This is a genomic window from Saccharopolyspora soli (assembly GCF_022678645.1).
Lineage (GTDB): Bacteria > Actinomycetota > Actinomycetes > Mycobacteriales > Pseudonocardiaceae > Saccharopolyspora > Saccharopolyspora soli.
In genome coordinates this window covers 85,563-110,781 of sequence record NZ_JALBWV010000010.1, presented here as the reverse complement: position 1 = coordinate 110,781, position 25,219 = coordinate 85,563, and the positions used below count along the sequence as shown (strand labels likewise).

Sequence of the window (25,219 nt, the reverse complement as noted above, 5' to 3'; positions counted from 1 at the left end):
CAACGTGGAGCCGAAGCGGAGCACGGCCGTGTGACGGGTGCGATGCGCCGCGAGGCGGCACCGAAACCGCCACTCAAAGCACTTCGAGGACCATCTGGGAAGCGCGTTCCAGCCCGGTGAGGGTCTGCGATGACGAGCGCGGGTGCAGGGCGTGCACCGAGAGCCGGAACAGCAAGGCCCGCAACAGCGCCTGCGGCCATTCGGCGAGGTGCGACCACCGTTCCACGATGGCCGGGTCGGCGCCGCCCCACGCCAGGGCGTCGATCACCACGACCGCCGCCGCCCACTCGGCGGACCGCCAGTACGGGTTGAAGTCGATGATGCCCGGCGGCGCGTCCTCGGTGAACAGCACGTTGCCGAACAGGTCCCCGTGCACCACCTGGGACCGCAGCTCGACCTCCCGCCGCGAACCGGCGAGCACGTCGTAGAGCCGACCGCCCTTCTCCTGCGGCAGCACGTACTCCTCTTCGCCCCAGGCCATCCGGTCGGCCAACGCGTAGATGTCCTGCCGGGCCTGCAGGAACCGCGGCCGGGCGAGGAACCGGCTCGCCGCGTGCAGCCGCAACGACATGGCAACCACGTCGTCGTGCCGCGGTTCGGCCCGACCGGCGAGGTTCCGGCTCGCCGACCAGCCCGACACCACCCAGCGCCCGTCCGTGGACCGCACCGGACGGGACACCCGCACCTCGTCGGGTTCCAGCAGGTCCAACGTCTGCGCGACCCAAGCGGCCTCGGCGGTGTTCGCGGCGGGTTTGAGCACGATGTCACCGCAGCGCCAGGCGACCGCACCGTCCAGCGGCTCGGGTTCTTCGACGCGCGCACCGAATGCCGCGCGCACGTGCGGCGGGGGCGGCTCCGGCGTAGGACTCACGGCCCAGACGCTACCGCGATGATCGCCAAATCCGCAGCAGGCGCTCCGAACGCTGCCACTCGATGCGGCGGTTTCTCGCGAAAACCGCCACGCGCCACGAGCACCTTTCCCAGTGCCCGAGCGGGTTTCAGCGAGGTGAAGGGCACCTTTCACCAAGTTACTTGGTGAAAGGTGCCCTTCAGTGCTCACTCGTACGGCGCAGGGCCCGCTCCGCGACTCAGTACGTCGGCAGGCTCGGGTCGACCTGGTTGGCCCAGCCCAGCACCCCGCCGCCAACGTGCACGGCGTCGGCGAACCCGGCCTTGTGCAACGCCGCCAGCGCTTCCGCCGACCGCCCGCCGGACTTGCAGTGCAGGACGATCTTGCGGTCCTGCGGCAGTTCGGCCAGCGCTTCACCGGAGAGGATGCGGTCCTTCGGGATCAGCTTCGAGCCCTCGATCCGGACGATCTCGTACTCGTGCGGCTCCCGGACGTCGATCAGCTCGAACTTCTCGCCCCGATCGAACATGCCCTTGAGTTCGAGGGGTGTGATCGTGCTGTTCACCGCCGCCTGCTGCGCGTCGTCCGAGACCACACCGCAGAACGACTCGTAGTCGATCAGTTCGGTGATCGGTGTCGCGTTCGGGTCCTTGCGGATCTTTACGGTGCGGTAGTTCATCTCCAGCGCGTCGTAGATCATCAGGCGGCCCAGCAGCGGCTCACCGATGCCGGTGATCAGCTTGATGGCCTCGTTGACCATGATCGAACCGATCGAGGCGCACAGCACGCCCAGCACGCCGCCCTCGGCGCAGGACGGCACCATGCCGGGCGGCGGCGGCTCCGGGTACAGGTCGCGGTAGTTCGGCCCGTACTGGTCCCAGAACACGCTGGCCTGGCCCTCGAACCGGAAGATCGAACCCCACACGTACGGCTTGCCGAGCAGCACCGCGGCGTCGTTGACCAGGTACCGGGTGGCGAAGTTGTCGGTGCCGTCCAGGATCAGGTCGTAGTCCCGGAAGATGTCGAGCGCGTTTTCCGAGCTCAGGTGCGTCTGGTGCAGGTTGACCTTGACGAACGGGTTCACCTCGGCGATCGAGTCGCGGGCCGACTCCGCCTTGGGACGCCCGAGGTCGGACTGCCCGTGGATGATCTGGCGGTGCAGGTTGGACTCGTCGACCTCGTCGAACTCGACGATGCCGAGCGTGCCCACCCCGGCAGCGGCCAGGTACAGCAGCGCCGGGCTGCCGAGTCCACCGGCACCGACCACCAGCACCTTGGCGTTCTTCAGCCGCTTCTGCCCGTCCATCCCGACGTCGGGGATGATCAGGTGGCGGCTGTAGCGCGCGACCTCTTCCTTGGTCAGCTCCGCCGCCGGTTCGACCAGCGGCGGCAGTGACGTTGCGCCGGACATTCCCAGCTCCTCCTCAGTGGTCGGCACCCGCTGCGCTCGGAGCGTGGCAGCGGCGCCTCAAGCGTCCCCGAAGGCCACCCGGATGGGGCCTCACAGAATCTGCAACGCAAGACTCCCCGATGCTCTTCCGCAACCCAACCTACTCCCACGATCCGAGAAGAAACGATGTTGCGGGCGCGGACTCACGAGCCGCCGGTGCCACCGGTGGGGAACGGCCAGGCGTTGTACTTGCACACGAAGCCGTTGGCCGGGATGGAAGTGCCCTGGTCGGCGATCTTGTTCAGCTCGTGCAGCTCGTTGTTGGACACGCTGAAGCTCTGCTGCATCATCACCGGCGCCAGCGCCCCCTGCGCCGGGCAGCCGACGTGCTTGTTGCCGAAGACGTGCCCGACCTCGTGATTGATCGCATAGCGCTGGTAGTTGCCCATGTCGCCCTGGAACGACACCGCGCCGCGAACCCAGCGCGCCGCGTTCAGGTACACCATGTCGCCCTTGCGGCACGAGCTGTCGTACGGCACCCCGTTGCTGTAGTCGCATGCCTCGCGGGCGGTCTGCTGGCTGACCAGGATGACCCGGAAGTCCGGACGCGGACCGCTGGCGTCCACGCGTTGCAGCGAGATCCCACCGCCCTGCGGGTTCGTCCAGCTGCGCGGATCGGACAGCGTCGCCTGCACCAGGCTGCCGAACTCCCTGTTCGGGTCGGCGATCTGCACGCCGACCTCGATCTCGACCGTGTACCGGTACAAGGTTCCCGAACCGATCACCGGGGACGTGCCGGGCAGCACCTGGAAGGTGCGGGCACCGGTCTCCGGGATCGGGCCGCCGGGGGGCAGGTCGGCGGAGAACATCGCGGGGCCGAAGGTCTGGCCGTGCGGTGCCTCGGTGACGACCGGCTCCGCGGGGTTCACCGCGGTGCGCGGCTGCGCCAGTCCGGTCGCGGCCCCGCGATCGGACGGCCGGACGGTCTGGAACACGGCGAGGGCGCTCACCACGATCAACAGGGGCACCGCGTAGATCCGCCAGCCGTAGCGCGACAGCACGCCCCGTCGTCGGCGGCGCGGGCGGACGTCGTCGAGATCCTCCGCCTCGTCGATGATCTCGGGGTCCGGCGGCTCGGGGATCGGATTCCAGGACGCCGCTAACGGCTCTCCAGATCGTGCATCCGCACCGACACGCGCGCTCTCACGCCCCGCCCGTCGGCGGTCGGATGTGGAGGCGCGAGGTCGCTGCGGCAGGCGGGTCACGCCCATAAGCTTCCCACAAGCGATCTGGCAGCCTAGATCACCACTGGACACTACGAGTGACCGAAAACGCCAAGATCACACGAAGTGATGCAAGCCGGCGACTACCAGGAATCGGCCCCCACCAGGCCGAGAACCGCACGCGCGACCATTTGCGGGCGCTCCATCTGGGCGACATGCCCTGTCCGGGGCAGTACCAGCAGCCGACCGCGCGGGAGCAGCGCCGCCGCGCGCGGGGCTTTGCGGACCGTGACCACCCGATCGTCGCTGCCCCACACGACCAGGGCAGGAGCGATGATCTCGGGCAACCGGTGCCACAGCGAGCGGCCAGGCGGGACGAGCCAGGAGTGCACCAGTTCCCTGGTGGTCCGGCCCAACGCTGGTCCGGCCCAGGGCAACACGGCGCGTTCCTCGAACTCGGCGACCGCCTCGGCGAGCCGGTGCGGCGGCACCGCGTCCGGGTCGGCGAAGCACAGCCGCATCAGTTGCACGGCCCGATCGGCTGGCGGCACGGCCGCCAGTTGCCGCCGGGTCGCCCCGCCGACCATCGGCAGCATGGCCAGCGCGATCCGCGGGTCGGACAGCCGCCACGGGTTGGGCCGCAGGTCCGGCATCGCCGGTGAGATCAACGTCAGCGAGGTGATCAGATCCGGGCGCAGTGCTGCGACCTCGATCGCCACCGCGGCGCCGAAGGAGTTCCCGGACAGGTGCACCGGCCGGGCGTCGAGCTGCTCCAGGAACCGGATCACCACGTGGGCGTTCGCCTGGCGGGTGAAGGTGAACCCGGCTGGTGGCTCGGAACGTCCGAATCCGGGCAGGTCCAGTGCGATGCTGCGCAGCCGCACCGCCAGCAACCCGGCCAGATCGGTCCAGTTCGTCGACGAACCGGCCAGCCCGTGCAGGTGCACTGCGGTCGGGGCGGTCGGCGACGCGCCCGGCGTCTCGCGGAGGTGCAGCCACAGCGGCCCCCAGCGGGTGGCGAGTTCGACGTGACGTCCAGGTGGCGGCTTCGCGGTGAGGTCGACCGGCGGAATGCCATCGGCCACCAGCGGAACCCTGGTCAGCTCCCCTCGGAGCAACATGTCTCGTCCGTGCAGCGCAGCGGCAGGAGTTGTCGTCGTCACACCTACAGCATGGCTGCCCAGGTTGGCATGGATTTCGGTGCCTGGCTCTACCGGCGAGTAGAGTCAAGGCCCACTGGGGCCGCAAGGCCGCCTAGCGCCAGCGTGAAGTAATCGGGTGGAGGCGAGGATGACCGAGACCGCACAACCGAGCCGAGGTGTCCGGTTGCCTCGCGACGCACGCCGGGCACAGCTGCTCGAAGCGGCTCAACACGTCTTCGTGCACAACGGCTACCACGCGGCCGCGATGGACGACATCGCCGAGCGCGCGGGCGTCAGCAAGCCGGTCCTCTACCAGCACTTCCCGGGCAAGCTGGAGCTCTACCTCGCGCTGCTGGAGACGCACGGCAACGAGCTGGTGCGCCGCGTGCGGGCGGCCATCGAGTCGACCACGGACAACAAGCTGCGGGTGCGGGCCGCGATCGGCGCGCTGTACGGGTTCGTGTCCGGCGAGGGGCAGGCGTTCCGGCTCGTCTTCGAGTCCGATCTGCGCGGCGAACCGGCCGTGGAGAAGGCGGTGGAAGGTGCCCTGTCCGGGTGCATCGACGCGATCACCGAGGCGGTGACCGCGGACGCCGGGTTGGACGCCGAGCGCGCGAGGCTGCTGGCGGTCGGCTTGGTCGGCCTCAGCCAGGTGACCGCGCGCTACTGGCTGGACGAGCAGGAGACCATCTCCCGCGACGAAGCGGTGAACCTGATGTCCACGCTGGCTTGGAAGGGCCTCGCGGGCTTCCCGCTCCAGAACCCCTGAAGGTCAGCGGATGGCGCGGGTCACGAGTTCGGCGATGCGGGCGGTGACCTCGTCGGCTCGTTCCAACGGGAGCATGTGCCCGGCATCGGCGTAGATCAGCAGCTTGGCGTCCGGCAACGCCTCGGCGATGCGCCGCGCGTGCGAATGCGGCGTCAGCCGGTCGGACAGGCCGGAGAGCACGATCGTCGGGATGGACCGCAGCGCCGCCAGCGCCGCGAGCCGATCGTGCTCGGCCAACGTCTCCCGGTAAGCGGCCATGTTCGCCGGGTGGCAGGCCGCGACCCAATCGGCGGTGACCGCCACGTCAGCGCGCTCGGGACGAGCACCGAAAAGCAGCCAGCGCATTCCTGGCTGTAGCCAGCGCGACCGCGAACTCAGCCGCGTCCCGTGCGAGGCCGCGAGCCGCTTGCGGATCATCCGCTCGCCCCGGTTCGCCACCGCTGCGACCGGACGGGGCAGGCGGAAGCCCGGCTTGCCGAGATCCCCGCCCGAGGTCGACACCAGAGCGACTCCGGCGACCCGCCGCGCGAACAGCTCCGGGTGCGCTTCGGCCAACGCCATGATCGTCATGCCGCCCATCGAATGCCCGACGAGCACCAGCGGCCCCTCCGGGGCCCGCGCCCGGACCAGCTCCGCCAGGTCCTCCGCGCAGCGCTGGATGCTCGCGCTCCCCGGCTGCGCCGGGTCGCTCCCGCCGTGCCCCCGCAGGTCGAACCGGAGGCTCCGCGGCTGGCTCCCGGCCGCCTTCGGCAGGCCGCTCGCCACCCGGTCCCAGGCATGCATGGTCAGCGTCCAGCCGTGCACGAACACGACCGTGACCGGCGCGTCGGCGGGTCCTTCGTCGAGCACCCGCAGCCGGGTTCCGTCGCTGGTCGTGAACGCCCCGGCGGTGCGCAAGGTTCCTCCGGTCATCGGATCAGCTGGGCCTTCTTCCACCACCGCATGCCCGGTCCGCCGACCAGTCCGGCCTCGTCCAGGAACGCCATGATCTTCTCGCCACCCCAGTGCAGGGTGTCCTGGAAGTTGGGGTTCGCCCAGGCAACTCGCCAGGCGTCCCGCGGCCGCAGCCCGACTGCCTTGTAGACGTGCGGGTTGATCAGGCTGACGCAGATGGAGTAGGCGACGAGCGCGGTCCAGTACTGGTGGTAGGCCTGCTCAGCGGCGTTGCACTCGGCCATCCGGCGCACCACCTCTTCGCGGGCGAAGGTGACGTGCCGGGCTTCTTCCAGCACGTGGATCCGGTTGATCATCCGCACCAGCGGTTGGACCTGCTCGTCGTTCAGCTGGTCGCGCTGGAACCGGTCCAGGATCTCCTCGGCGACCAGGATCGAGGCGTACGCGGATGGACCGCGCAGCACCGCGGGCAGCACCCGACCGCCGAGGTGCAGCAGCGGAAGCGGTCCGTAGGCGGGCGCGCCGACGCGGTCGATGGCCTTGGCGAACATCGTGGAGTGGCGGCATTCGTCGGCGATCTCGGTGAGCGCGTACTGGGCGTGGTTGGTGCGCGGATCGGAGTTGTAGAACTCCTTGAGCAGCATCTGCATCAGCAGGACCTCGAACCACAGCCCGTTCGAGGCGATGCTGGCGAATTCGTGCTTGGTCAGCTCGATGCGCTGTTCGTCGCTGAGCTGTTCCCAGAGGTGCGTGCCGTAGAGCGAGCTGCGCCGGTACGGGATGTAGGGCTTGCCGTCGGCCAGCGCGGCGTCCCAGTCCACGTCGACTTCGGGGTCGTAGCTGTTGCGGGCCGAGGAATTCAGCAACCGCGCGGCCGTCTTCTCCCGGTCGTTGACCTGCCGGGTCCTGCTCATCCGCGCTCACCCTCCTTGCATGTTACTTCAAGTAACAGTTACCTTGGGTAGCGTGAGCGACAACCCCCGCCCTGTCAAGGTGGTTCCGCAGCGCGAAGCCCGCGGTGATGCGCGTCGGGAGCGCTGGCGCGAGCACCGGAAGGCCCGCCGGGTCGAGTTCGTCGAGGCCGCGGTGCGCGCCATCGGCAAGCACGGCGCCGAGGTCGGCATGGACGACATCGCGGCCGAAGCCGGGGTCAGCAAACCCGTGCTATACCGGCACTTCAGCGACAAGAGCGACCTCTACGTCGCGGTCGGCGAGTGGGGAACCGAGCTGCTGATGCAACGGCTGCGGCCGGAGTTCGACCAGAGCGGCAGCCCCAACCAGCGGATTCGCCGCCTGCTGGACGCCTACCTCGGCACCATCGAGCAGTACCCGGAGCTGTACCGGTTCGTCGTGCAGCGCACCTTCGCCGACCGCCCGGTGCGCTCCGATCCGGTGTCCGCGGAGAAGACGGTCATCGCGAACTCTCTGTCGCGCATCCTCGGCGAGTACCTGCGCGCGCTGGGCCTGGACTCCGGCGGCGTCGAGGCGTGGAGCCACGGACTGGTCGGGATGGTGCAGGCCAGCGGCGACTGGTGGCTGGATCGCCAGTCGATGAGCCGCAACGACCTCACCGACTACCTGGCGCAGATCATCTGGTTCGCCATCGACGGCGTGCTGCGCTCGGCCGGTCTGGTGATCGACCCGGACGAACCGCTGGACATCGACACCGACCTGCGCGTGGTGCCCGACGAAGGCCAGGAGGAAACCGATCATGGCTGACCACGACGAGGACGACTACCGTGGCCCGGCGACGATCCGCGCCGCGGACCGCGAGATCCCGGTCGAAGTGGTGCTGCGCGGCCACTTCCAGCCCATCGACGGGCGTTTTCACTGGTACGGACGGCTGGCCGCGCAACGGTCCGTCGACGAGTTCGCCGCCCACTGCAAGAAAGACGTGGTGTTGCGCACACCGTCGGGCGAGGCGATCGGCACGCTGTCCGATCCGGATCCGTGGGGCCGCTACCGGATCACCGGAACCGGCCGCCCACCCTTCCCGATCCCGACCGAGCTGGCATGAGTGAGGGGCACCCGTGACCCGGTTAGTTGGTCACGGGTGCCCCTCACCTCGACGAAAACCGGGTCAGCTGACGCCGAAACCGACGCGCGGCATTTCCGCCGGGCCGATTTCGACGTAGGCGACCTTGGTCGCCGGGACGATGATGCGACGCCCCTTCTCATCGGTCAGGGCCAGCACGCCTGCAGCGTTCTTCAGCGCGTCGGCGACCAGCGACTCGACCTCTTCAGGGGACTGTCCGCTGGCGACCGTCAGCTCGCGCGGGCTGTCCACGACGCCGATCTTGACCTCCACGCCGAACCTCCGTTGAGCACTCGAATCCGTTGGGATGGGGCAAGGCTATCCCAGGTCCCGCCGGTGTCGACGGGTCCCGTGGTCGCGAAGATGGCGCGGACATCCGGCTCGCCTGCCCGCTTCGAAACCGCTAGCCCAGGCCGAGCCGCGCCATCCGCTTGGTGTGGTTGTTCTGCAGGCGCCGGAACATGGCGCCGATGCCGGTGAGGTCCCCGGAGCCCTTGATGATCAGCTCCGCCAGCGCGTCGCGCTCGGCGACCACCCGCTGGGCCTGCATGATGGCCTCGCCCAGCAGCCGCCGCCCCCACAGCGTCAGCTTGTCGCGCAGCTTGCGGTCCGACTCGCAGGCGGCCTGCACTTCGCGCTCGGCGAACGCGGAGTGGCCGGTGTCGGCCAGCACGCTCAGCACCAGCTGCCGCGTGGTGGGGTCCAACCACTCGGCCACCTCGCGGTAGAAGTCCGCCGCCAACCCGTCCCCGACGTACGCCTTGACCAGCGACTCCAACCACGAATGCGGCGCCGTCGAGGCGTTGAACGCTTCGAAGGGCGCGGCGAAGGGCTGCATCACCTCGTCGATCGCCACGCCGCGAGCGGCCAAGTGGTCTTCGAGCAGCCGGTAGTGGCCGATCTCCGCGGCGGCCATGCGGGCCAGCGCCGCGCGGCCGGTCAGCGTAGGTGCGGTTCGGGAATCCTCGGCGAGGCGGTCGAAGGCCGACAACTCTCCGTAGGCCAACGCAGCGAGCAGATCTACGACGCCTTCCTCGTAACGCTCGTCACGTTCTCCGGGCAACGTCGCGCTCTGGTCAGCCTCATTCATGGCTGCGAGCGTAACCGGCGGCACGCCCGAGTTACACGCACCACGGCGAGAACCGTCGGCGAACAGGTATCCTCGGGTCTCGGAGGAGCATCGGCGTCCGGCGGCGCGGTCGGAGAACCGGTCGTAGACCGTGGGGCTGGCTCCACGAACGTCACGACACGGGCGACTCGCGCCCGAGCGGGACGGCCCCGCGAACGCGGCCTGAGCGAATCGCTTGTCGGCCTTGGCGCGACGCGACGCCGAGAGGAACGAACCAACAGCGGACGCACCGCTGAGCGAAAAAGGCGCGCACTACCAGGTCGATGACCACGAGCACTGCGAGCGGCTGGGAATGACAAGCGGCCGCCGTGCCGGGAGGACGTCACCACGGATCGGCCCATTGCGGGGCGCATGCGCGCAGGTACCGAGAGAGGCGATCATTCTGACGTTCACCAACAGCCAGGCCCCCGGCGGCCTCGAAGATCAGACCGGGGGCGGCACCCCCGACACAGTGGACGATCGACAACTGGAGCACCGCGAGTCCGGCGCTCCCGACATCGACACCAGCGCACCGCTGCAAGCAGGCACCACGACCAGTCCGGACGCACCGACGTTCGCCGAACTGGACGTACACCCGGAGATCGTCCGCGCGCTGCGCGACGCCGGGATCGAGCACACCTTCGCCATCCAGGAACTGACCCTGCCGCTGGCGATGCGCGGCGAGGACCTGATCGGTCAAGCGCGCACCGGCACCGGCAAGACCCTCGGCTTCGGCGCCCCGCTGCTGCACCGCCTGAGCCTGCCCGGCGACGGCACCCCGCAGGCGCTGGTCGTGGTGCCGACCCGCGAGCTGTGCCTGCAGGTCACCCGCGATCTCACCGACGCGGGCAAGTACCTGGGCGTGCGCACCGTCGCGGTCTACGGCGGCCGCCCCTACGAGGAGCAGATCTCCGCGCTGCGCAAGGGCGTCGACGTGGTCATCGGCACTCCGGGCCGACTCCTCGACCTCGCCGAACAGCGCCACCTGGTGCTCGGCAAGGTCCGCGGACTGGTGCTCGACGAGGCAGACGAGATGCTCGACCTCGGCTTCCTGCCGGACATCGAGCGCATCCTGCACATGGTCCCCGAACAGCGGCAGACGATGCTGTTCTCGGCCACCATGCCGGGCCCGATCCTGACCCTGGCCCGCACGTTCATGACGCAGCCCACGCACATCCGGGCCGAGCAGGCGGACGAGAGCGCGGTGCACGAACGCACCCGGCAGTTCATCTACCGGGCGCACGCCATGGACAAGACCGAGCTGATCGCGAAGGCGCTGCAAGCCACCGATCGCGGCCTGGCGATGATCTTCAGCCGGACCAAGCGGACCGCGCAGAAGCTCGCCGACGAACTCACCGAACGCGGTTTCGCGGCTGGTGCGGTGCACGGCGACCTCGGGCAAGGTGCGCGCGAGAAGGCGCTGCGGGCGTTCCGCTCCAGCAAGGTCGACATCCTGGTGGCCACCGACGTGGCGGCCCGCGGCATCGACGTCGCCGGTGTGACGCACGTGATCAACCTGCAGTGCCCGGACGACGAGAAGACCTACGTGCACCGCATCGGCCGCACCGGGCGAGCAGGCCGCGAAGGCGTCGCGATCACCCTGGTCGACTGGGACGATGAGCCCCGCTGGAAGCTGATCAGCGACACCCTCGGCCTGGGCAAGCCCGAACCCGTCGAGACCTACTCCACCTCGCCGCACCTGTTCAGCGACCTCGACATCCCGGCCGACGTGACCGGGCGGCTGCCGCTGGCCAAGCGCACCCGCGCCGGGCTGGACGCCGAGCCCGAGGTGCAAGGCGATACCAAGCGGCCACGGCGCAACCGGCGCCGCACGCGCGGCGGAGCGGACCAGCGCACCGGCGACACCGAGACCGGCGCGCGCCAGGACAGCGACGCCGAGACCCGGCCCTCGGGTAGACGGCAGCGCCGCCGCACGCGCGGAGGCGCCGAGACCAGCGCGCAGCCCACGGACGCGCCCGCCGCAGGCGGGGAAGCGGACGCGGGCGAGCGACCGCGCCGACGCCGACGCAGGCGGCGCTCGGGCGAGCCGTCCGGCGAAGCCGGTGACGCGGCGCGCAGCGGCAACGCCGAAGGCGGCGCCGCGTAGCTCCGGAGGCGGCGGCGGTGCGTGAGCAACCGGGTTCCCACCCCGGCTTCGCACGCACACCGCTCTAAGCTCGTCTTGGGACAGCTCGCCGATCGAGGAGTTTCTGTGGTCCGGCCGGAACGGCGCACGAAAGCCGACCTCGCCGTGGTGGCGCTCATCCTGGTGGCCGTGGTCGTCGGTGCTGCCGTGATCTGGTTCAACAGCGATGCGCGGGCCACGGTGTCCGAAACGGCGGCCGAGCCGGTGGCCGAACCTCCAGCGGCCACCGGCATTCCGGCCGCGTTGACCGAGGCGTGGCGCGCGACCAGCCCGGCCACGCCGGTACCAGTGGTGGCCGGTCCTGCGGTGATCACCGGTTCCGGCAACGAGGTGCTCGGCCACGACCCGATCACCGGCCGGGTCGCCTGGCGCTACTCCCGCGACATTCCGCTGTGCACGGTGGGCGCGGAGTGGGACCGCGCCCTCGCCGTCTACCGCAAGTCGCTGAATTGCAGCGAAGTCACCTCGCTGCGCGGCCCGACCGGGGTGCGCGGACCGCTGCGCAATTCCGACGCCGAGTTCGGCACCCAACTGCTGACCGACGGCACCTACGTGACGGCCACCGGTCAGCGGTCCTTCGAGTCCTGGCGTTCGGATCTGGTGCGCACCCAGCAGTTCGGCATGCCGCCCGCGGTGAAGAACCCGAACAACAACATGAAGCGCCCGGAGTGCACCTACTCATCGATAGCGGTGGGCGACGAGCGGGCCGGGGTGGTCGAGAACTGCCCGCAAGAACAGGGCCGGATCACCGTCCTGAACACCCACCCCGAGGACGACGAGAAGCCCGAGGAGATCTTCAGCGTCGGTCTCGGCAGCGCGGCGGCCGGGGTCGTCGCGGTCACCGAGGAACGCGTCGCGGTGGTCCTGCGGGACCGGTCCGAAGTCGTCGTCTTCGACAACTCGGGCGCTGAGGTGGCGCACTTCCCGGTACGTGTTGGCACGCCCGACCTCCGGGCGAACGTGCAGATCGAGTCGACCGCGACGGGGCGCCGGATCTACTGGCACACCGGCACCGACACGGTCGCCCTGGACCCGGCCACGCTCACTCCACTGTGGACCTTCCCGGACACGCTCGGCCCCGGCGTCGGTTTCGCCGGGAAGATGCTGGTACCGGTGCGGGACGGCCTCGCGGTGCTCGACCCGGCGACCGGCGACCGCGAGCGGGTGATCCCGGTGGACCGGGCGGGCTCCCCAGGCCCGGTGCAGCTCAACGCGGTCGGCCCGGTCATCCTGGAACAACGCGGCGACACCCTGGTCGCCCTGCACTGACGAGCACCGGCACGTCGCCAGTTCTCACGCCTGTCGTCCGCTAGCCGCACCGCCACGCGGAACGACCACGAGAAAAGACTTTCAGAGCCACCACCAGAACCAGAGCGAGCCCACCACGATCACGAGCACGCCGCAGGTCGCGAAGCCGCCTGGCACGTCGCGGTGGCGGTCCGCCGTCGCCTGCAGCGCCAAGGCCACGACTGCGGCCACCAGTTGGGCGATCACCGCAGGTAGACCGGGCCCTTCCTGGCCCTGGTTCGTCGCCCAGAACTGGATCACCACGAGTGCGATGCTGAGCAGCACCGAACCTGCCGCCAAGGCTCCGGTGAGGTTCCGCAGCGCCGATCCCGCGCGGGTGGCCGGTTTCCTCGTGCTGAGCGCGTGCCGACCGCGCGACCGTCGCGGCGGGAGATCGCCGGACTCCGGCGGCTGCCTCGTCCTGGGTGGCCGCGGTCGTTGCGAAGCAGGTGTGCGCATCGGCCCGTCCTCCGGTCGCATGCTCGTCAATCCCCCAGCAAGGCCCAGGGGGGCAGGTTCGGCGCTGCTTGCTGGCCCTCCGGGCAGTGCGCACGGAAGTCGCACCACGAGCAGTGCGGCCCGGTCCGCACCGGGAACAGCGCCTGCTCATCGGCCCCGTCGTCGAACGCGTCCGTCGCCGCTTGCAGTTCCCCCGCGAGCTGCTCGGCGCGATCCTGCAGCTCGGCCAACGATTCCGCGCTGTGCTCCCAGCTCGCGACCGTCCCGGTCGGCAGGTGGTGCAGCTCGACCCGCTGACACGGCCGATGGAGATTCCTGCGCACTGCCAACGCGTACAGCCCGAGCGCCAACGACCGCCGAGCGTCGTCGACGCGCAACCCGTGCCTGCCGGTCTTGTAATCCACCACGACCAGTTCGCCGTGCCGCTCGTCGATCCGGTCCACGCGCCCCTCGGCGATGATCGACCCCAGCGGCGCGGACACCCAGCGCTCGACGGCCAACGGCGCCACGTCGGGCGCCAACTGCTCGACGTAGGAACTGACCCACTCCTGGGCGCGGCGTCGGTATTCCCCGGCCTGGGCCGAGGACGCGAAACCGTCGGCCTTCCAGTGCTCGCGAACCAAGGCGGCGGCCCGCTGCGGGGTGCGCTGATCAGCCCGCAACTCGAAGTACGCGCGCAACGCGTTGTGCACCACCGCGCCCAACGTGGCGTTCGCCCAAGCTCCGGCGCGCGTCGGCGTCGGCCGGTCCAGGTAGGTCATGCGGTACTTCCGGGGGCACTGCGCCCAAGTCGCAAGCCTGGCCGGTGTAACCCGCACCAGCTTGCTGGGAATTCCTTCGAGACCGAGCTGCCCCTGCACGATCCCCACAGTACGCAGTTTTCCCGCTACTCCAACGACGTGCCCCGTTCAGCCGATGACCGCGCTACCGCTGCTTCGCTCGATCAGGCGGTCCAGCGAGTCGGGCGGGGTGGTCTCCTGGCCGATCCGGATCGTCTTGTTGGTGCCGTGGTAGTCGCTGCTGCCGGTGGTGATCAGATCCAACTCGACGGCCAGCCCGCGCAGCCGAGCCCGCGTCTCGGGGTCGTGATCAGGATGGTCGATCTCGATTCCGGACAGCCCGCGCCCGGTCAGGTCGGCGATGACATCAGCGGTCACCACCGGACCACGCGCGGTCGCGAACGGGTGCGCCAGCACGGTCACCCCACCGGCCTCGGCGATCATCTCGATAGCGCGGTGCACCGGGGTGTCGGTGCGCGGCAGGTAGTACCGACCGCGGCCGCCGAGGTACTTGGCGAACGCCTCGTCGACGCTGGCCACCGTTCCGGCGTTGACGAGAGCGCGGGCCAAGTGCGGACGGCCGCCGGGCGAGTCGGGCGGCAACCCCGCCATGATCGCGTCCGGGTCGACGGGAAACCCGTCCCCGGCCATGTGCCGTGCCATCTCGTACAGCCGCTCCCGGCGCTCCGCGCGCAGTCGCGACTGCTCCCGCGCGAGCGCCGGAGCGTTCGGGTCGAAGAGGTAGGCCAGCAGGTGCACGGTGATCTTCCGCCCGCTGCCGTCCGGGCACGAACAGGACAGCTCCGCGCCCGGTACCACCTGGAACCGGCCGGACCCGGCCCGATCGCGCACGGCCCGCTCAGCCGCTGCCCAACCCGCCGTGGTGTCGTGATCGGTCAGCGCGATCACGTCCAACCCGGCATCGATCGCGGTCGCTACCAGCTCAGCAGGCGTATCGGTCCCGTCGGACTCGGTGGAATGCGTGTGCAGGTCGATTCGCACACCCACCAGTGTGGCCGATGGTCGGGAGCCGATCCGCACCTGCACCCAGCCATGGATCCACGGAGTGCGCCACGCGGCCCGCGCCGCCGTGACGGTCCGTGATCAGAGCTTGGCGGCCTTCCTCTTGCCCACCGCGGCGCGGCGCGCCTTGAGCATCGAGAACCGGTCCTGCTGCTGGCCCTTCTTGTCGCCGAAGACGAGCCCCGAGATCGCGTCCTCGACCTCGGTCGGATTCGGCACGTACTCGATGCGGTTGAGCGCCTGGATCTGACCGGCCGACTCGACCACGAGCGTGCCGTAGCCGAAGATCCGGCCCATCAGCGATCGCGCGAAGGTCAGGTCGGTGACCTTGGTGATCGGCATCATCGCCACGTTGGTGGTGAAGATGCCCGAGGTCATCAGGAACCGCTTGTCCGTGACGACGACGCGTTCCACGTACCAGTCCAAGACCTGGTACGTGAAGCGCACCAGCACGATCAACCCGGCGTACCAGAGGATGTTCTGGACGACCCACCCGCTGCCGCTGGGCAGCAGGTAGGACACCATCACCAAGCCCACCAGCAGACCCGCCGCCTCGAAGAGGTCCCACACCAGGCATGCCCAGTGCCGCCGGACGCGGATCACCCGGCGCTCGGTGTCCAGCAGGTACTCGTCGGGATCCCTCGGAGCGAACAAGGCACCCGCCTCCCGCGGCTCGTGCTTTACGACGTGAAGAGGTTCTGCATGAACGTTATGACGGCTTCAGCTGCTCCCCTCAGACTGCCCAGAATGCCGTTGACGACATTACTGGCCTGGTCTGGCGCGGAAAACAGGAAGAACAGGAGGAACGCAACCCCGGCCCACGTGAGGATTTTCTTCATGTTCACTGTGACGCACCCCGTCCGAAATGCCCTTGAGTAGCGCAGGCGCCTGCTGATCCGTTGTACCGCACTCCGCCGCTTTACGGCAGCTTTGTACCGCACTTGGGTCAGTCGTTTCCGGGCAGGCCCGGATCAACTACCCTCCGTGTTGATGATGATATCTGAGAATCCTGTGATCCGCTGCGTCGGTGCGGTAATTCACGACCCGCGCGGTCGGTTGCTGCTGGTCAAGCGTGCGCATGAACCCGGCAAGGGGAAGTGGTCCCTTCCGGGTGGCCGAGTGGAGCAGGGCGAGACCGACCATTCAGCGGTACAGCGGGAAGTTCTCGAAGAAACGGGGCTGTCCGTCGTGGTCGGAGAACTTCTCGGACGCATCTTCCGACCCGCCCCGCAGGGCACCTACGAGATTCTGGATTACTCCTGTCGGAGCATTGAATGGGAACTTTCCGCTGGTGACGACGCCGCCGATGCGATCTGGGCGGATCGCGCGACTTTCGCCGCGTTGGAACGCAATGGCGCGTTGACCGCGGGTCTGCCCGAGACCTTGGAGTCCTGGGATTGTTTACCCCGCAACGAGTGATGGCCGAAAGGCGACCGGGTTACCTGTCAACGGACTGGTTGGCATAGCTGGTTGAGCCGAACGCGAATCCAGATCTGATTCGCCCAACTCGACCAATTTCACCCGTTCCATGCAGCGTCACCAGGGGCCGACTGTGATGTTGGATGCCCACCGTTGCCAACATCGCACTCGGACGGAGTAGCATGTCCGGTTGGCTGACTCAGGGACCACCGCGGCGGTGGATGACCTTCGGGAGGTGAGGGATCGTGGGCAGCAGTGCCGATAGTGCGCTTCCGTGCAGTACCAACCGCATCCCCGCCGGGAAGGCCAGCCGCTAGGCGCCGAGCGTTGCCCTTCGGGGCCCTGGCCGGGATGCGCGAAAAGTGAGAGGAATCCGTTTCGCGCCCCTTTGCGCAGTTTCGCCCGAATCGTTCGTTTCGCGGGGCACTGCGCCAAGACCCTGGAGGTCGCCGTGCCCAACTTGCCCTCACTCGGCCTGCGCAACCGGAACAACCGTGGGCCGCGGCCGGTCGCCCGCACGACCGCGCCGCTGGCCGCGTACGTCGTTGACTGCGCGATCTACGTCGACGGCCACCGGCTGGACGGCTCCTGGAACCACATCGACGCCATCGAAGAGGTCCGGCGTCGCGGTACCGGCTTCGTCTGGATCGGCCTGCACGAACCCACCGAGGAACAGATCAACGGCATCGCCGAGACCTTCGGCCTGCACGAGCTGGCCGTCGAAGACGCAGTGCACGCGCACCAGCGGCCGAAGCTGGAGCGCTACGACAACACGTTGTTCATGGTGCTGAAGACGGTCCGCTACGTGGCGACCGAGACGCGGTCGGCGACCAGCGAGATCGTCGACACCGGCGAGCTGATGGTGTTCCTCGGGCGCGACTTCGTCATCACGGTGCGGCACGGCAAGCACGCGGGGTTGGGCGACGTGCGCTGCCAGTTGGAGGCCGATCCGGAACAGCTCGCGTTGGGGCCTTCGGCGGTGCTGCACGGCGTCGCCGATCACGTGGTGGACACCTACCTGGACGTCACCGAAGCCATCCAGGACGACATCGACGAGATCGAGGCCGAGGTCTTCGAGCCGCGCGCCAAGATCGACGCCGAGCAGATCTACCTGATGAAGCGGGAAGTCATGGAACTCCGGCGGGCGGTGCTGCCGCTGACCAAGCCGATGCAGCGGCTGGCCGAGGGCTACACGCCGATGGTGGCCGACGACGTGCGCTCCTACTTCCGCAACGTCGAGGACCACTTGGCCAAGGTTTCCGAAATGGTCGGGTCCTTCGACGAACTGCTGACCACGCTGGTGGACGCCACGCTGGCCAAGATCACGCTGCAGCAGAACACCGACATGCGCAAGATCTCCGCGTGGGTGGCGATCATCTCGACGCCGACCATGATCGCCGGGATCTACGGCATGAACTTCGACATAATGCCGGAACTGCGCTGGAGTTTCGGCTATCCCGTGACCCTCGTGGTGATGCTGGCCGCCTGCATCAGCCTGTTCAAGATCTTCCGGCGGAACAAGTGGCTTTGATCGCACGTTGTAACGAACCCCGCGCCGTCGGCGATGTGCAACGCGGGGTCATTTCGCGCCCAGCCGCTCGCCGGGCGCCGTTCCAGCTGTCATTCGCCCGTTCCCTTCGAGCGATGCGAGCGCGTGAGGAGGTTGTCATGCACCGGCTGCTGCAGCACCAAAGGTGGGACCGGCATCGGCTCCTCACCGATCCGGTTCCACTGCGGCGACGTCCCGTGACATGTCGGGAGATCGCCGAGCGGTTGTTCCGGCACACCAAGTGGGTGCAGCGAAAACCCGGCGCGATGTGGGACGCGGTTCCCGCCGCGCCGCGCGCCGCTGCGCGCTGACGCCTGCTGGGAGCACCGCGGGCCACATCGTGAAAGCGAATCTCTTGCAGATCCTCGTATTCACGTTGGGAGGCACCGCCATGACTCGCTTGGTCACCAACAAGCTCACCGTTCTGGTCGCGCTGATCATGGGGTGGATCGTCACCCTGTTCGTGCTGATCGCGAGCCAGCTCTGATCGCCGTCCACTGTGGCCTGAATCAGCACGCACGACCGGTAGCCGGATCCAGCGACAACACCGCGCAGTCGTACGACGGCGCCGCTATAACTTCCGCAGCCAAATCGGTGCTGTGCGGAGGTGATCGCGGATGTCGCTGGGCGCACGGATGTTGTGCACAACGGTCGTCGTGCTGCTGGCGCAGTTCGGCGCTGGGCCGCCGCTGCTGGCGGCCCAGCGGTCTTCGCCGGAGCAGCGGATCCTCGAACTGACCAATGCCGCGCGAGCCCGCGTGGGCTGTCCGGCGCTGCGCCCGAACGCGGAGCTGAGCCGGGCGGCCGCCGCGCACAGCGCGGACATGGCGCACCGGAACTTCTTCGCCCACACCGGAAGCGATGGCCAGGTCCCGGCAGCCCGCACCCGGTCGGCGGGCTACCCCGGCAGCTACATCGGCGAGAACATCGCCGCTGGCAACAAGACAGCGGAGGGCACCTTCAGGCAGTGGATGCGCACCGCCCCGCATCGGAGCAACGTGCTCAACTGCGCCTTCACCGATCTCGGTGTCGGCCACGCCGTCACCGACCACAGCTACTACCGCCACTATTGGACCCAAGCACTCGGCCGACTCTGATCACGCTGACAGGTGACGCGTGAAGGGCACCTTTTACCGAGTAAGCCGGTCAAAGGTGCCCTTCACCTTGAAAAATCGGTTGGTCAGGTGAGGGTTTGGCCCGTGTTGGGGTTGAAGAGGTGGATCTTGTCCGGGTCGAACCAAACCGTTAGGGGTTGGCTTTCCCGGGCCGCGGATTCGACCGCGAGGCGGGTTACCACCTGGCCTTCGTCGGTGGGCACCTCCGCGCTGCCGCTGTCGGCGGCCAGCTCGTCGAGTTCCGCCGTGCTCGCCCGTCCACCGTGGAGGGTGAAGTAGACGTACTTGTCGGAGCCCATTTCCTCAACGACATCCACCTCACCGGTGAACGTCGCGCCTGCGGCGCGGGCCGTGTCGTCGAGCAGCGCCGCGTCTTCGAAGTGCTCCGGGCGGATGCCGAGCACCAGCTCACGCGGTGCGTCCGCGGCCTCCAGCGAACGGCGGATCCGGTCGCTGAGCGGCACATCACCCAGCGCGCTGCGCAGCACGCCCTCGGCGACCTCGACCGGCACGAAGTTCATCGCGGGCGAACCGATGAAGCCCGCGACGAACAGGTTCGCCGGGTGTTCGTAGAGGTGCTGCGGAGCGCCGACCTGTTGCACCACGCCGCCGCGCAGCACCACGACGCGGTCGCCCAGGGTCATCGCCTCGGTCTGGTCGTGCGTGACGTAGACCGTCGTGGTGCTCAGCCGCTTCTGCAGCTTGGACACCGAGGTCCGCATCTGCACCCGCAGCTTGGCGTCCAGGTTGGACAGCGGCTCGTCCATCAGGAACGCCTTGGGGCTGCGCACGATCGCCCGACCCATCGCGACCCGCTGCCGCTGCCCACCGGAGAGGTTGGCCGGTTTGCGGTCCAGGTGCTGGGCGAGGTCGAGGATCTTGGCGGCCTCCTCGACCTTCTCCTTGACCGTCGACGAATCGACCTTGGCCAGCCGCAGCGGGAACGCCATGTTCTCGAACACCGTCATGTGCGGGTACAGCGCGTAGGACTGGAACACCATCGCGATGTCCCGGTCCTTGGGTGCGCGCTCGTTCATCCGCTCCCCGCCGATGCGCAGTTCGCCGCCGCTGATGTCCTCCAGCCCGGCGATCATGTTCAGCGTGGTGGACTTGCCGCAGCCGGACGGGCCGACCAGGATCACGAACTCGCCGTCCGCGATCTCCAGATTCACCTCGTTGACCGCCAGCGCCCCATCGGGATAGCGCTTGGTCACCTTGTCCAGCACGATCTCGGCCACTTCGGTTACCCCTTCACTGCGCCGGAGGTCAGTCCGGACACGATGCGTCGCTGGAAGAACAGCACGAACACGATGATCGGAATGGTGATCACCACCGCGGCCGCGGAGATCGACCCCGTCGGGTCCTCGAACTGCGAGTCACCGGTGAAGAACTGCAGCGCCACCGGCACGGTGCGGGAGTTCTCCGTCGAGGTCAGCGAGATCGCGAACAGGAAGTCGTTCCAGCAGAAGATGAACACCAGGATGGCGGTGGTGAACACGCCCGGCGCGGCCAGCGGCGCGATCACCTTCGCGAAGGCTTGGCCGGGCGTGGCGCCGTCCATCTTGGCCGCCTTCTCCAACTCCCACGGGATTTCCCGGAAGAACGCCGACAGCGTGTAGATGGCCAGCGGCAGCGAGAAGGTGATGTACGGCAGGATCAGGCCCGGCCAGGTGTCGAACAGGCCGAGCGCCCGCTCGATCTCGAACAGCGGGGACACCAGCGACACCTGCGGGAACATCGCGATCAGCAGCGACGCCCCGACCAGCAACCGCTTGCCGGGGAACTCCAGCCGGGCGATCGCGTAGGCGGCCATGGTGCCCAGCACCACGGCGATCGCGGTGGCGATCAGCGCGATGCCGATCGAGTTCAGCAGCGCGCGGGTGAACTCGGTGGTCTGGAAGATCGCCGCGTAGTTCTCCAGGGTCCACTCGCGCGGGATGAGGTTGCCGTCCGAGAGCGTGTCCGCGCTCTTGAACGACAACGACAGGATCCACATGACCGGCAGCAGCGCGTAGACCACGACGACGATGTTGAGCACCGTCCACTTGGCTTTCCGCGCGGGGGTCTCCGCCCCGCCCACGCCCGCCATCAACGCCTCCCCTTGTCGTCACTACCGGGCGCGGCCGTGCCGAAGAGCTTGACGAAGATCCACGCGATTAGCGCGACCGCGATGAAGATCAGCACGGACATGGTCGAGCCGATGCCCAGATTCAGACCCTTGATCAGGTTGTTGTAGGCGAGCACCGACACCGACGAGGTGTCCTGCGCGCCGGAGGTGAGCACCACGATGTTGTCGAAGACGCGGAACGCGTCGAGGGTGCGGAACAGCAGCGCGACCAGGATGGCCGGTTTCATCACCGGCAGCATCACCTTCAAGAACCGCTGCCACGCTCCGGCGCCGTCCATAGCGGCCGCCTTGAGCAGGTCGTCGGGTACCAATGCCAGCCCAGCCATCAGCAGCAGGGCCATGAACGGCGTGGTCTTCCAGATCTCCGCCAGGATCACGATGGCCAGCGAGCTGGCGTACTCGGTCAGCGGCGCGCCGTCCGGGGTGATCGCGTTGGCCAGGTAACCGGTGTCCGGGGTCCAGGCGTAGCGCCAGCTGAACGCTGCGACGACGGTGACGATCCCGTACGGGATCAGGGTGACGGTGCGCACCAGCCCGCGGCCGACCAGCGCGCGGTGCATCACCAGCGCCAGGCCCATGCCGAGCGCGAACTCGATCGCCACCGAGATCACGGTGACCACCACAGTCACCCAGAACGCGCTCCACCAGTAGCCGTTGGTCAGCACCGTGATGTAGTTGTCGAGCCAGACGAACTCGCGCTGGTCCGGGTACTTCAGGTCGAACCGCTGGAACGACAACCACAGCGCGTAGATGATCGGCCAGCCGGTGACGGCGACCATCACCAGCGCGGCCGGGGCGCACAGCAGCCAGCCGAGCCTGCGTTCGGCCTTCTTGCCCTCGCTGATCGCCGCGCCGTCCGCCGCAGCGGCGGACTCCCGCTGTTGCACCTGCACCATCACGGCATCACTCCCTTGGAATCCAAGGCGTTCTGCACCTCGGTGCGCATCCGGTCCGCGATCCGCTGCGGGTCGATGGCCGCGATCGGGGCCAGTTCGTTGGACAGCACCGTGGAGACGTTCTGCGCGGCCGGGGTCACCGGTCGCACGCCCGGATCCTTCAGCGCGTCCAGGATCGCGTCCTTCATCGGGTATTCGGCGTCCATCGCCGGGTCCGCGTAGACGGACTCGACGACCGGCGGAAGGCCGTCTTCGATGGCCGAGAACTTCTGGTTCTCAGGGCTGCGCAGGCAGCGCGCCGCCTCGAAGGCCAGCTCCGGTTTGGTGGAGTACTGGCTGACCGCCAGGTTGTAGCCACCGATGGTGGACTTGCTCGGCACGCCCGGAATCACCGACGGCAGCCGGGCCCACCGGACGTTGCGCGCCAGGTCCGGCTTGTCCTCCTGCATCGACGGGTAGACGAACGGCCAGTTCAGCTGGAAGGCGGCCTGTCCGGTCTCGAACTCCATCCGGGCGTCGTCCTGCTTGGCGTTGTTCATCGCGGCGCTGGTGACCCCGGCGTTGCCGAAGTCGCGCAGCACCTCCAGGGCGCGCACCGCACCCTGGTCGACCACCGCGCGCCGACCGTCGTCGGAGACGATGTGCCCGCCCGCCGATTCGACGAGGGTGTTGTAGTGCACGAACAAGCCCTCGAACTGGGCGCCGCTGAAGGAGATCCAGTGCGGCTTGCCCTCCTGCTTCAGCCGCTGCGCGTCGGCGATCATGTCTTCCCAGGTCGCGGGCGGTTCGCTCACCAGATCGCTGCGATACCACAGCAGCTGCACGTTGGTGTTCTTCGGCGCGGCGTAGAGCTTCCCGTTCCAGGTGGCGGTCTCCAGCGGCCCCTGCAGGGTGCCGCGCTCGGCGTCGGCCTTGTCCGCGCCGGTCCACTCGCGGATCCAGTGCGCCTCGGCGAACTCGCCGGTCCAGGTCACGTCCAGGCCGAGGATGTCCATCCCGCTGTCCCCGGCGGCCAACCGGCGCACCATCTGCTCGCGCTGTCCATCGGCCTCGCGGGGCAGCTTGTGGTAGACGATCTGGTACCGGCCGCCGGAGGTCGCGTTGCACCGGTCGACGACCGTCTGCAGGTGCTCCTCGGGCGCGTAGTACAGGTTCACGGTGTTCGCACCGGAGGCCGGTGCGCAAGCGGCAAGCACGGACGCGCACGCCAGCGATGCGCTGAGCACTGCCGCACGACGGGTGCGACGAACTTTCACGATCGGTCCTCCCAGTTGCCGGTCACAGGTACGACCAAGCACTGGGTGCCCACGCTTCGTCGCCTGCCACCACCGGCCTGCAAGCCGGTGGTGGCAAGTTAGGACGCTTGATCAGTCAAGGCAAGGGCGACCGGTCCCTTGTTGCCAACACGTGAAATTCGGCAAAACCGGGCAACGCGGAGTTGCGCCGAAGGCCACACCGCACTGCGCTGATCGCCGCAGAAAGCGCGCTGGGCGCTACTGCGTCGATGGTGGACGCATGGCCAGTTTGGCCAGCAGGTCTCGGCCCTGTTCGGCGTGGCGGGGTTGGGCCAGGACGTCGTAGCGGCCCGCGACCAGTTGGCTCGCCGAGGAGAAGTCCCGGCGACCTCGGGTCGAGGCGTAGCCGACCGCCGCGAAGACCAGGCCGAACACGATGCCCGCGCCCAGGCCGACCAGCACCGGGCCGAGCCACGAGCCCTGAGGGGTGAACATGCCCAGGATCAGGCCGACGAACAGCCCGAACCACGCTCCGGAAGCAGCTCCGCCGCCCAGCACCCGACCCCAGGTCAGCCGCCCGGTGACCCGCTCGACGAGCATCAGGTCGACGCCGACGATGGTCACCTCCTGGACCGGGAAGTCGCTGTCCGCGAGGTGGTCGACCGCGCGCTGCGCCTCTTCGTAGGTGCCGTAGGAACCGATCGGCCAGCCGCTCGGCGGAGTGGGCAGGTTCGGCGTGCCCGGCGTCGGCCGACCGGAGCCGGTGAACGGATTGGACACCGCTGACACCTCCGTTGAACTTGCTGCCAAGGGCGGGACCGGGCGAGCCCGATTCCGGCGTAATGTCTCTTACCCCATCAGGCTACCCCGAGGGGCGCCCGAAGAGATCATGTCGGTTGGCTCGCACCCGCGCATCAGCGCCCCCGGTTTCCGGCGGACGCCTCCTCCCGGACGGCCGCGAAGGTCAGCGCCAGGAGCACGAAACCCCAGGTGTAGTCCCCGGCCGTGCCGTAGATCGCGCCCATCACCAGCGGCGGGAAGAACCCGCCCGCGGCATCGACCTGCCCGGTCACCGCACCGACCTCCTCGGCCGGGGCCAGCCTGGCGACCAGCGCGAACACCGCGCCCGCACCAGCGCCGAGCACCGCGGCCAGGCCGAGGAAGGCGATCGTGCCGAGCGGGATCGCCCGATCGGCCGGATCGCTGAGCAGGATCCAGGACAGCACCGCCACCACGACCAACGCCGCCGATGCGGTCGCGAATGGCGCGAACGGTCCGAACGCGTCGGTCAGCGGCAGCGTGGAGAACGACGCGATCGCCGTGCCACCGGTGCCGATGCCGAAGATGCCGAGCGCCATGCCGCGATTGGCGGGCGCGAACCAGGCGTTGACCGCCGGGACGCCGACGGCGAAGGTGGTGCCGGCGAGGCCGAGCAGCACGCCCGCCGACACCCAGTCGCGGCCGGTACCGGTGATCATCTCGCCGGAGTGGAGCGGCAGCGAGCACGGCGGCCGCCGCTACACCGCGTTCGCGGTCAACGTCGACCGGCTCAAGCCCTGGCACACCCTGACAGCTGCGCGGCGGCGGCCGGTTCCGACGGCTGATGTCGCTGTTCGCCAACCCGAAGCTGCCCACCATCCAGGACTACTACGAGCCCTGGACCTACGACTACGGCAACCTGATCTCCGCGCCGCTGAGCGACGAGATGCCGGTGGCCCGCCCCCGGTCGCTCATCTCCGGGGAGCCGATGAAGATCTCCTGGAGCGCTGCGG

General features: G+C 68.7%; 28 protein-coding genes and 2 pseudogenes. 11 read left to right on the top strand and 19 right to left on the bottom strand.

Annotated features, from left to right (window positions below):
• Positions 1-73: 73 nt before the first annotated feature.
• From MOQ72_RS10030 to MOQ72_RS10015, 4 genes are all read right to left on the bottom strand, one after another.
• Positions 74-871: a TIGR02569 family protein gene (locus tag MOQ72_RS10030; RefSeq protein WP_242182280.1), complete on the bottom strand. Its 798-nt coding sequence runs from the start codon at positions 869-871 to the stop codon at positions 74-76.
• A 217-nt stretch (positions 872-1,088) separates the two neighbouring features.
• Positions 1,089-2,261: an adenylyltransferase/sulfurtransferase MoeZ gene (gene moeZ / locus MOQ72_RS10025; protein ID WP_242182278.1), complete on the bottom strand. Its 1,173-nt coding sequence runs from the start codon at positions 2,259-2,261 to the stop codon at positions 1,089-1,091.
• Between the two features lie 182 nt (positions 2,262-2,443).
• On the bottom strand, positions 2,444-3,511 hold the full coding sequence (locus tag MOQ72_RS10020) for a DUF3152 domain-containing protein (protein WP_242182276.1): 1,068 nt from the start codon (positions 3,509-3,511) through the stop codon (positions 2,444-2,446).
• 95 nt (positions 3,512-3,606) lie between these two features.
• Positions 3,607-4,626 (bottom strand): alpha/beta fold hydrolase, encoded by a 1,020-nt coding sequence (locus MOQ72_RS10015; RefSeq protein WP_242182274.1) that lies wholly within the window; start codon positions 4,624-4,626, stop codon positions 3,607-3,609.
• A gap of 127 nt (positions 4,627-4,753) precedes the next feature.
• On the opposite strand from MOQ72_RS10015, the gene MOQ72_RS10010 reads away from it, so the two are divergent.
• The gene (locus tag MOQ72_RS10010; RefSeq protein ID WP_242182272.1) at positions 4,754-5,374 is read left to right on the top strand and encodes a TetR/AcrR family transcriptional regulator; all 621 of its coding nucleotides are present in this window, start codon (positions 4,754-4,756) and stop codon (positions 5,372-5,374) included.
• A gap of 3 nt (positions 5,375-5,377) precedes the next feature.
• On the opposite strand, the gene MOQ72_RS10005 is transcribed toward MOQ72_RS10010, so the two are convergent.
• Both MOQ72_RS10005 and MOQ72_RS10000 read right to left on the bottom strand, forming a co-directional pair.
• The gene (locus MOQ72_RS10005) at positions 5,378-6,286 is read right to left on the bottom strand and encodes an alpha/beta fold hydrolase (protein WP_242182270.1); all 909 of its coding nucleotides are present in this window, start codon (positions 6,284-6,286) and stop codon (positions 5,378-5,380) included.
• Entirely contained in the window at positions 6,283-7,182 is a 900-nt protein-coding gene (locus MOQ72_RS10000; protein WP_242182268.1) for an AurF N-oxygenase family protein, read from the bottom strand. Before MOQ72_RS10000 ends, MOQ72_RS10005 begins: the two co-directional genes overlap by 4 nt.
• Positions 7,183-7,234: 52 nt before the next feature.
• Between MOQ72_RS10000 and MOQ72_RS09995 the strand changes: the two genes are divergently transcribed.
• Positions 7,235-7,987, top strand: coding sequence for a TetR/AcrR family transcriptional regulator (locus MOQ72_RS09995; RefSeq protein WP_242182266.1), 753 nt, complete (start codon positions 7,235-7,237; stop codon positions 7,985-7,987).
• Entirely contained in the window at positions 7,980-8,285 is a 306-nt protein-coding gene (locus MOQ72_RS09990) for a DUF4873 domain-containing protein (protein ID WP_242182264.1), read from the top strand. Before MOQ72_RS09995 ends, MOQ72_RS09990 begins: the two co-directional genes overlap by 8 nt.
• A gap of 63 nt (positions 8,286-8,348) precedes the next feature.
• Here MOQ72_RS09990 and MOQ72_RS09985 read toward each other — a convergent pair whose 3' ends face one another.
• Together MOQ72_RS09985 and MOQ72_RS09980 are read right to left on the bottom strand one after the other, a co-directional pair.
• Entirely contained in the window at positions 8,349-8,576 is a 228-nt protein-coding gene (locus tag MOQ72_RS09985; RefSeq protein WP_242182262.1) for a DUF3107 domain-containing protein, read from the bottom strand.
• A 130-nt stretch (positions 8,577-8,706) separates the two neighbouring features.
• On the bottom strand, positions 8,707-9,393 hold the full coding sequence (locus tag MOQ72_RS09980; protein ID WP_242182261.1) for a ferritin-like fold-containing protein: 687 nt from the start codon (positions 9,391-9,393) through the stop codon (positions 8,707-8,709).
• Between the two features lie 331 nt (positions 9,394-9,724).
• Between MOQ72_RS09980 and MOQ72_RS09975 the strand changes: the two genes are divergently transcribed.
• Positions 9,725-11,518 carry a DEAD/DEAH box helicase gene (locus tag MOQ72_RS09975; protein WP_242182415.1) on the top strand — a complete coding sequence of 598 codons (1,794 nt, stop codon included), beginning with the start codon at positions 9,725-9,727 and terminating at the stop codon, positions 11,516-11,518.
• 105 nt (positions 11,519-11,623) lie between these two features.
• Positions 11,624-12,826: an Rv3212 family protein gene (locus tag MOQ72_RS09970; RefSeq protein WP_242182259.1), complete on the top strand. Its 1,203-nt coding sequence runs from the start codon at positions 11,624-11,626 to the stop codon at positions 12,824-12,826.
• Positions 12,827-12,907: 81 nt separating this feature from the next.
• Here MOQ72_RS09970 and MOQ72_RS09965 read toward each other — a convergent pair whose 3' ends face one another.
• The 5 genes from MOQ72_RS09965 to MOQ72_RS09945 form a co-directional block, all read right to left on the bottom strand.
• Positions 12,908-13,303 carry a hypothetical protein gene (locus MOQ72_RS09965; protein WP_242182257.1) on the bottom strand — a complete coding sequence of 132 codons (396 nt, stop codon included), beginning with the start codon at positions 13,301-13,303 and terminating at the stop codon, positions 12,908-12,910.
• A gap of 26 nt (positions 13,304-13,329) precedes the next feature.
• A complete protein-coding gene (locus MOQ72_RS09960) occupies positions 13,330-14,163 on the bottom strand; it encodes a RecB family exonuclease (protein ID WP_242182414.1) in 834 nt (277 codons plus the stop codon).
• A 48-nt stretch (positions 14,164-14,211) separates the two neighbouring features.
• Positions 14,212-15,093: a PHP domain-containing protein gene (locus MOQ72_RS09955; protein WP_242182411.1), complete on the bottom strand. Its 882-nt coding sequence runs from the start codon at positions 15,091-15,093 to the stop codon at positions 14,212-14,214.
• A 93-nt stretch (positions 15,094-15,186) separates the two neighbouring features.
• On the bottom strand, positions 15,187-15,759 hold the full coding sequence (locus MOQ72_RS09950; protein ID WP_242182254.1) for a PH domain-containing protein: 573 nt from the start codon (positions 15,757-15,759) through the stop codon (positions 15,187-15,189).
• Between the two features lie 26 nt (positions 15,760-15,785).
• On the bottom strand, positions 15,786-15,950 hold the full coding sequence (locus MOQ72_RS09945; protein ID WP_242182252.1) for a cytochrome c family protein: 165 nt from the start codon (positions 15,948-15,950) through the stop codon (positions 15,786-15,788).
• 148 nt (positions 15,951-16,098) lie between these two features.
• Here MOQ72_RS09945 and MOQ72_RS09940 point away from each other — a divergent pair, with 148 nt between their 5' ends.
• The 4 genes from MOQ72_RS09940 (at position 16,099) to MOQ72_RS09925 (ending at position 19,170) form a co-directional block, all read left to right on the top strand.
• A complete protein-coding gene (locus MOQ72_RS09940; protein ID WP_242182409.1) occupies positions 16,099-16,524 on the top strand; it encodes an NUDIX hydrolase in 426 nt (141 codons plus the stop codon).
• Positions 16,525-16,975: 451 nt separating this feature from the next.
• The gene (gene corA / locus MOQ72_RS09935; protein WP_242182250.1) at positions 16,976-18,055 is read left to right on the top strand and encodes a magnesium/cobalt transporter CorA; all 1,080 of its coding nucleotides are present in this window, start codon (positions 16,976-16,978) and stop codon (positions 18,053-18,055) included.
• Between the two features lie 137 nt (positions 18,056-18,192).
• Positions 18,193-18,384, top strand: coding sequence for a hypothetical protein (locus MOQ72_RS09930; RefSeq protein WP_242182248.1), 192 nt, complete (start codon positions 18,193-18,195; stop codon positions 18,382-18,384).
• A 306-nt stretch (positions 18,385-18,690) separates the two neighbouring features.
• A complete protein-coding gene (locus tag MOQ72_RS09925; RefSeq protein WP_242182246.1) occupies positions 18,691-19,170 on the top strand; it encodes a CAP domain-containing protein in 480 nt (159 codons plus the stop codon).
• A gap of 83 nt (positions 19,171-19,253) precedes the next feature.
• Here MOQ72_RS09925 and MOQ72_RS09920 read toward each other — a convergent pair whose 3' ends face one another.
• The 6 genes from MOQ72_RS09920 to MOQ72_RS09895 all read right to left on the bottom strand — a co-directional run bounded on the left by MOQ72_RS09920 (position 19,254) and on the right by MOQ72_RS09895 (position 24,925).
• On the bottom strand, positions 19,254-20,426 hold the full coding sequence (locus MOQ72_RS09920) for an ABC transporter ATP-binding protein (protein WP_242182244.1): 1,173 nt from the start codon (positions 20,424-20,426) through the stop codon (positions 19,254-19,256).
• 5 nt (positions 20,427-20,431) lie between these two features.
• A complete protein-coding gene (locus MOQ72_RS09915) occupies positions 20,432-21,277 on the bottom strand; it encodes a carbohydrate ABC transporter permease (RefSeq protein ID WP_242182242.1) in 846 nt (281 codons plus the stop codon).
• Complete coding sequence (locus tag MOQ72_RS09910) at positions 21,277-22,212, bottom strand: carbohydrate ABC transporter permease (protein ID WP_242182406.1); 936 nt, start codon at positions 22,210-22,212, stop codon at positions 21,277-21,279. The genes MOQ72_RS09915 and MOQ72_RS09910 overlap by 1 nt, the downstream gene beginning before the upstream one ends.
• Positions 22,212-23,471 (bottom strand): ABC transporter substrate-binding protein, encoded by a 1,260-nt coding sequence (locus MOQ72_RS09905; RefSeq protein WP_242182405.1) that lies wholly within the window; start codon positions 23,469-23,471, stop codon positions 22,212-22,214. Before MOQ72_RS09905 ends, MOQ72_RS09910 begins: the two co-directional genes overlap by 1 nt.
• A 234-nt stretch (positions 23,472-23,705) precedes the next feature.
• The gene (locus MOQ72_RS09900; RefSeq protein WP_242182240.1) at positions 23,706-24,227 is read right to left on the bottom strand and encodes a YflT domain-containing protein; all 522 of its coding nucleotides are present in this window, start codon (positions 24,225-24,227) and stop codon (positions 23,706-23,708) included.
• Between the two features lie 134 nt (positions 24,228-24,361).
• Positions 24,362-24,925, bottom strand: a complete 564-nt coding sequence (locus MOQ72_RS09895) for a hypothetical protein (protein ID WP_242182238.1) — start codon at positions 24,923-24,925, stop codon at positions 24,362-24,364.
• Between MOQ72_RS09895 and MOQ72_RS46040 the strand changes: the two are divergent.
• A pseudogene (locus tag MOQ72_RS46040) lies at positions 24,885-25,019 on the top strand (hypothetical protein); the annotation flags it as partial. The gene MOQ72_RS09895 and the pseudogene MOQ72_RS46040 sit on opposite strands and share 41 nt — an antisense overlap.
• Positions 25,018-25,215, top strand: a pseudogene (gene narY / locus MOQ72_RS09890) (nitrate reductase subunit beta); the annotation flags it as partial. The pseudogenes MOQ72_RS46040 and narY, both read left to right, overlap by 2 nt.
• Positions 25,216-25,219 lie beyond the last annotated feature (4 nt).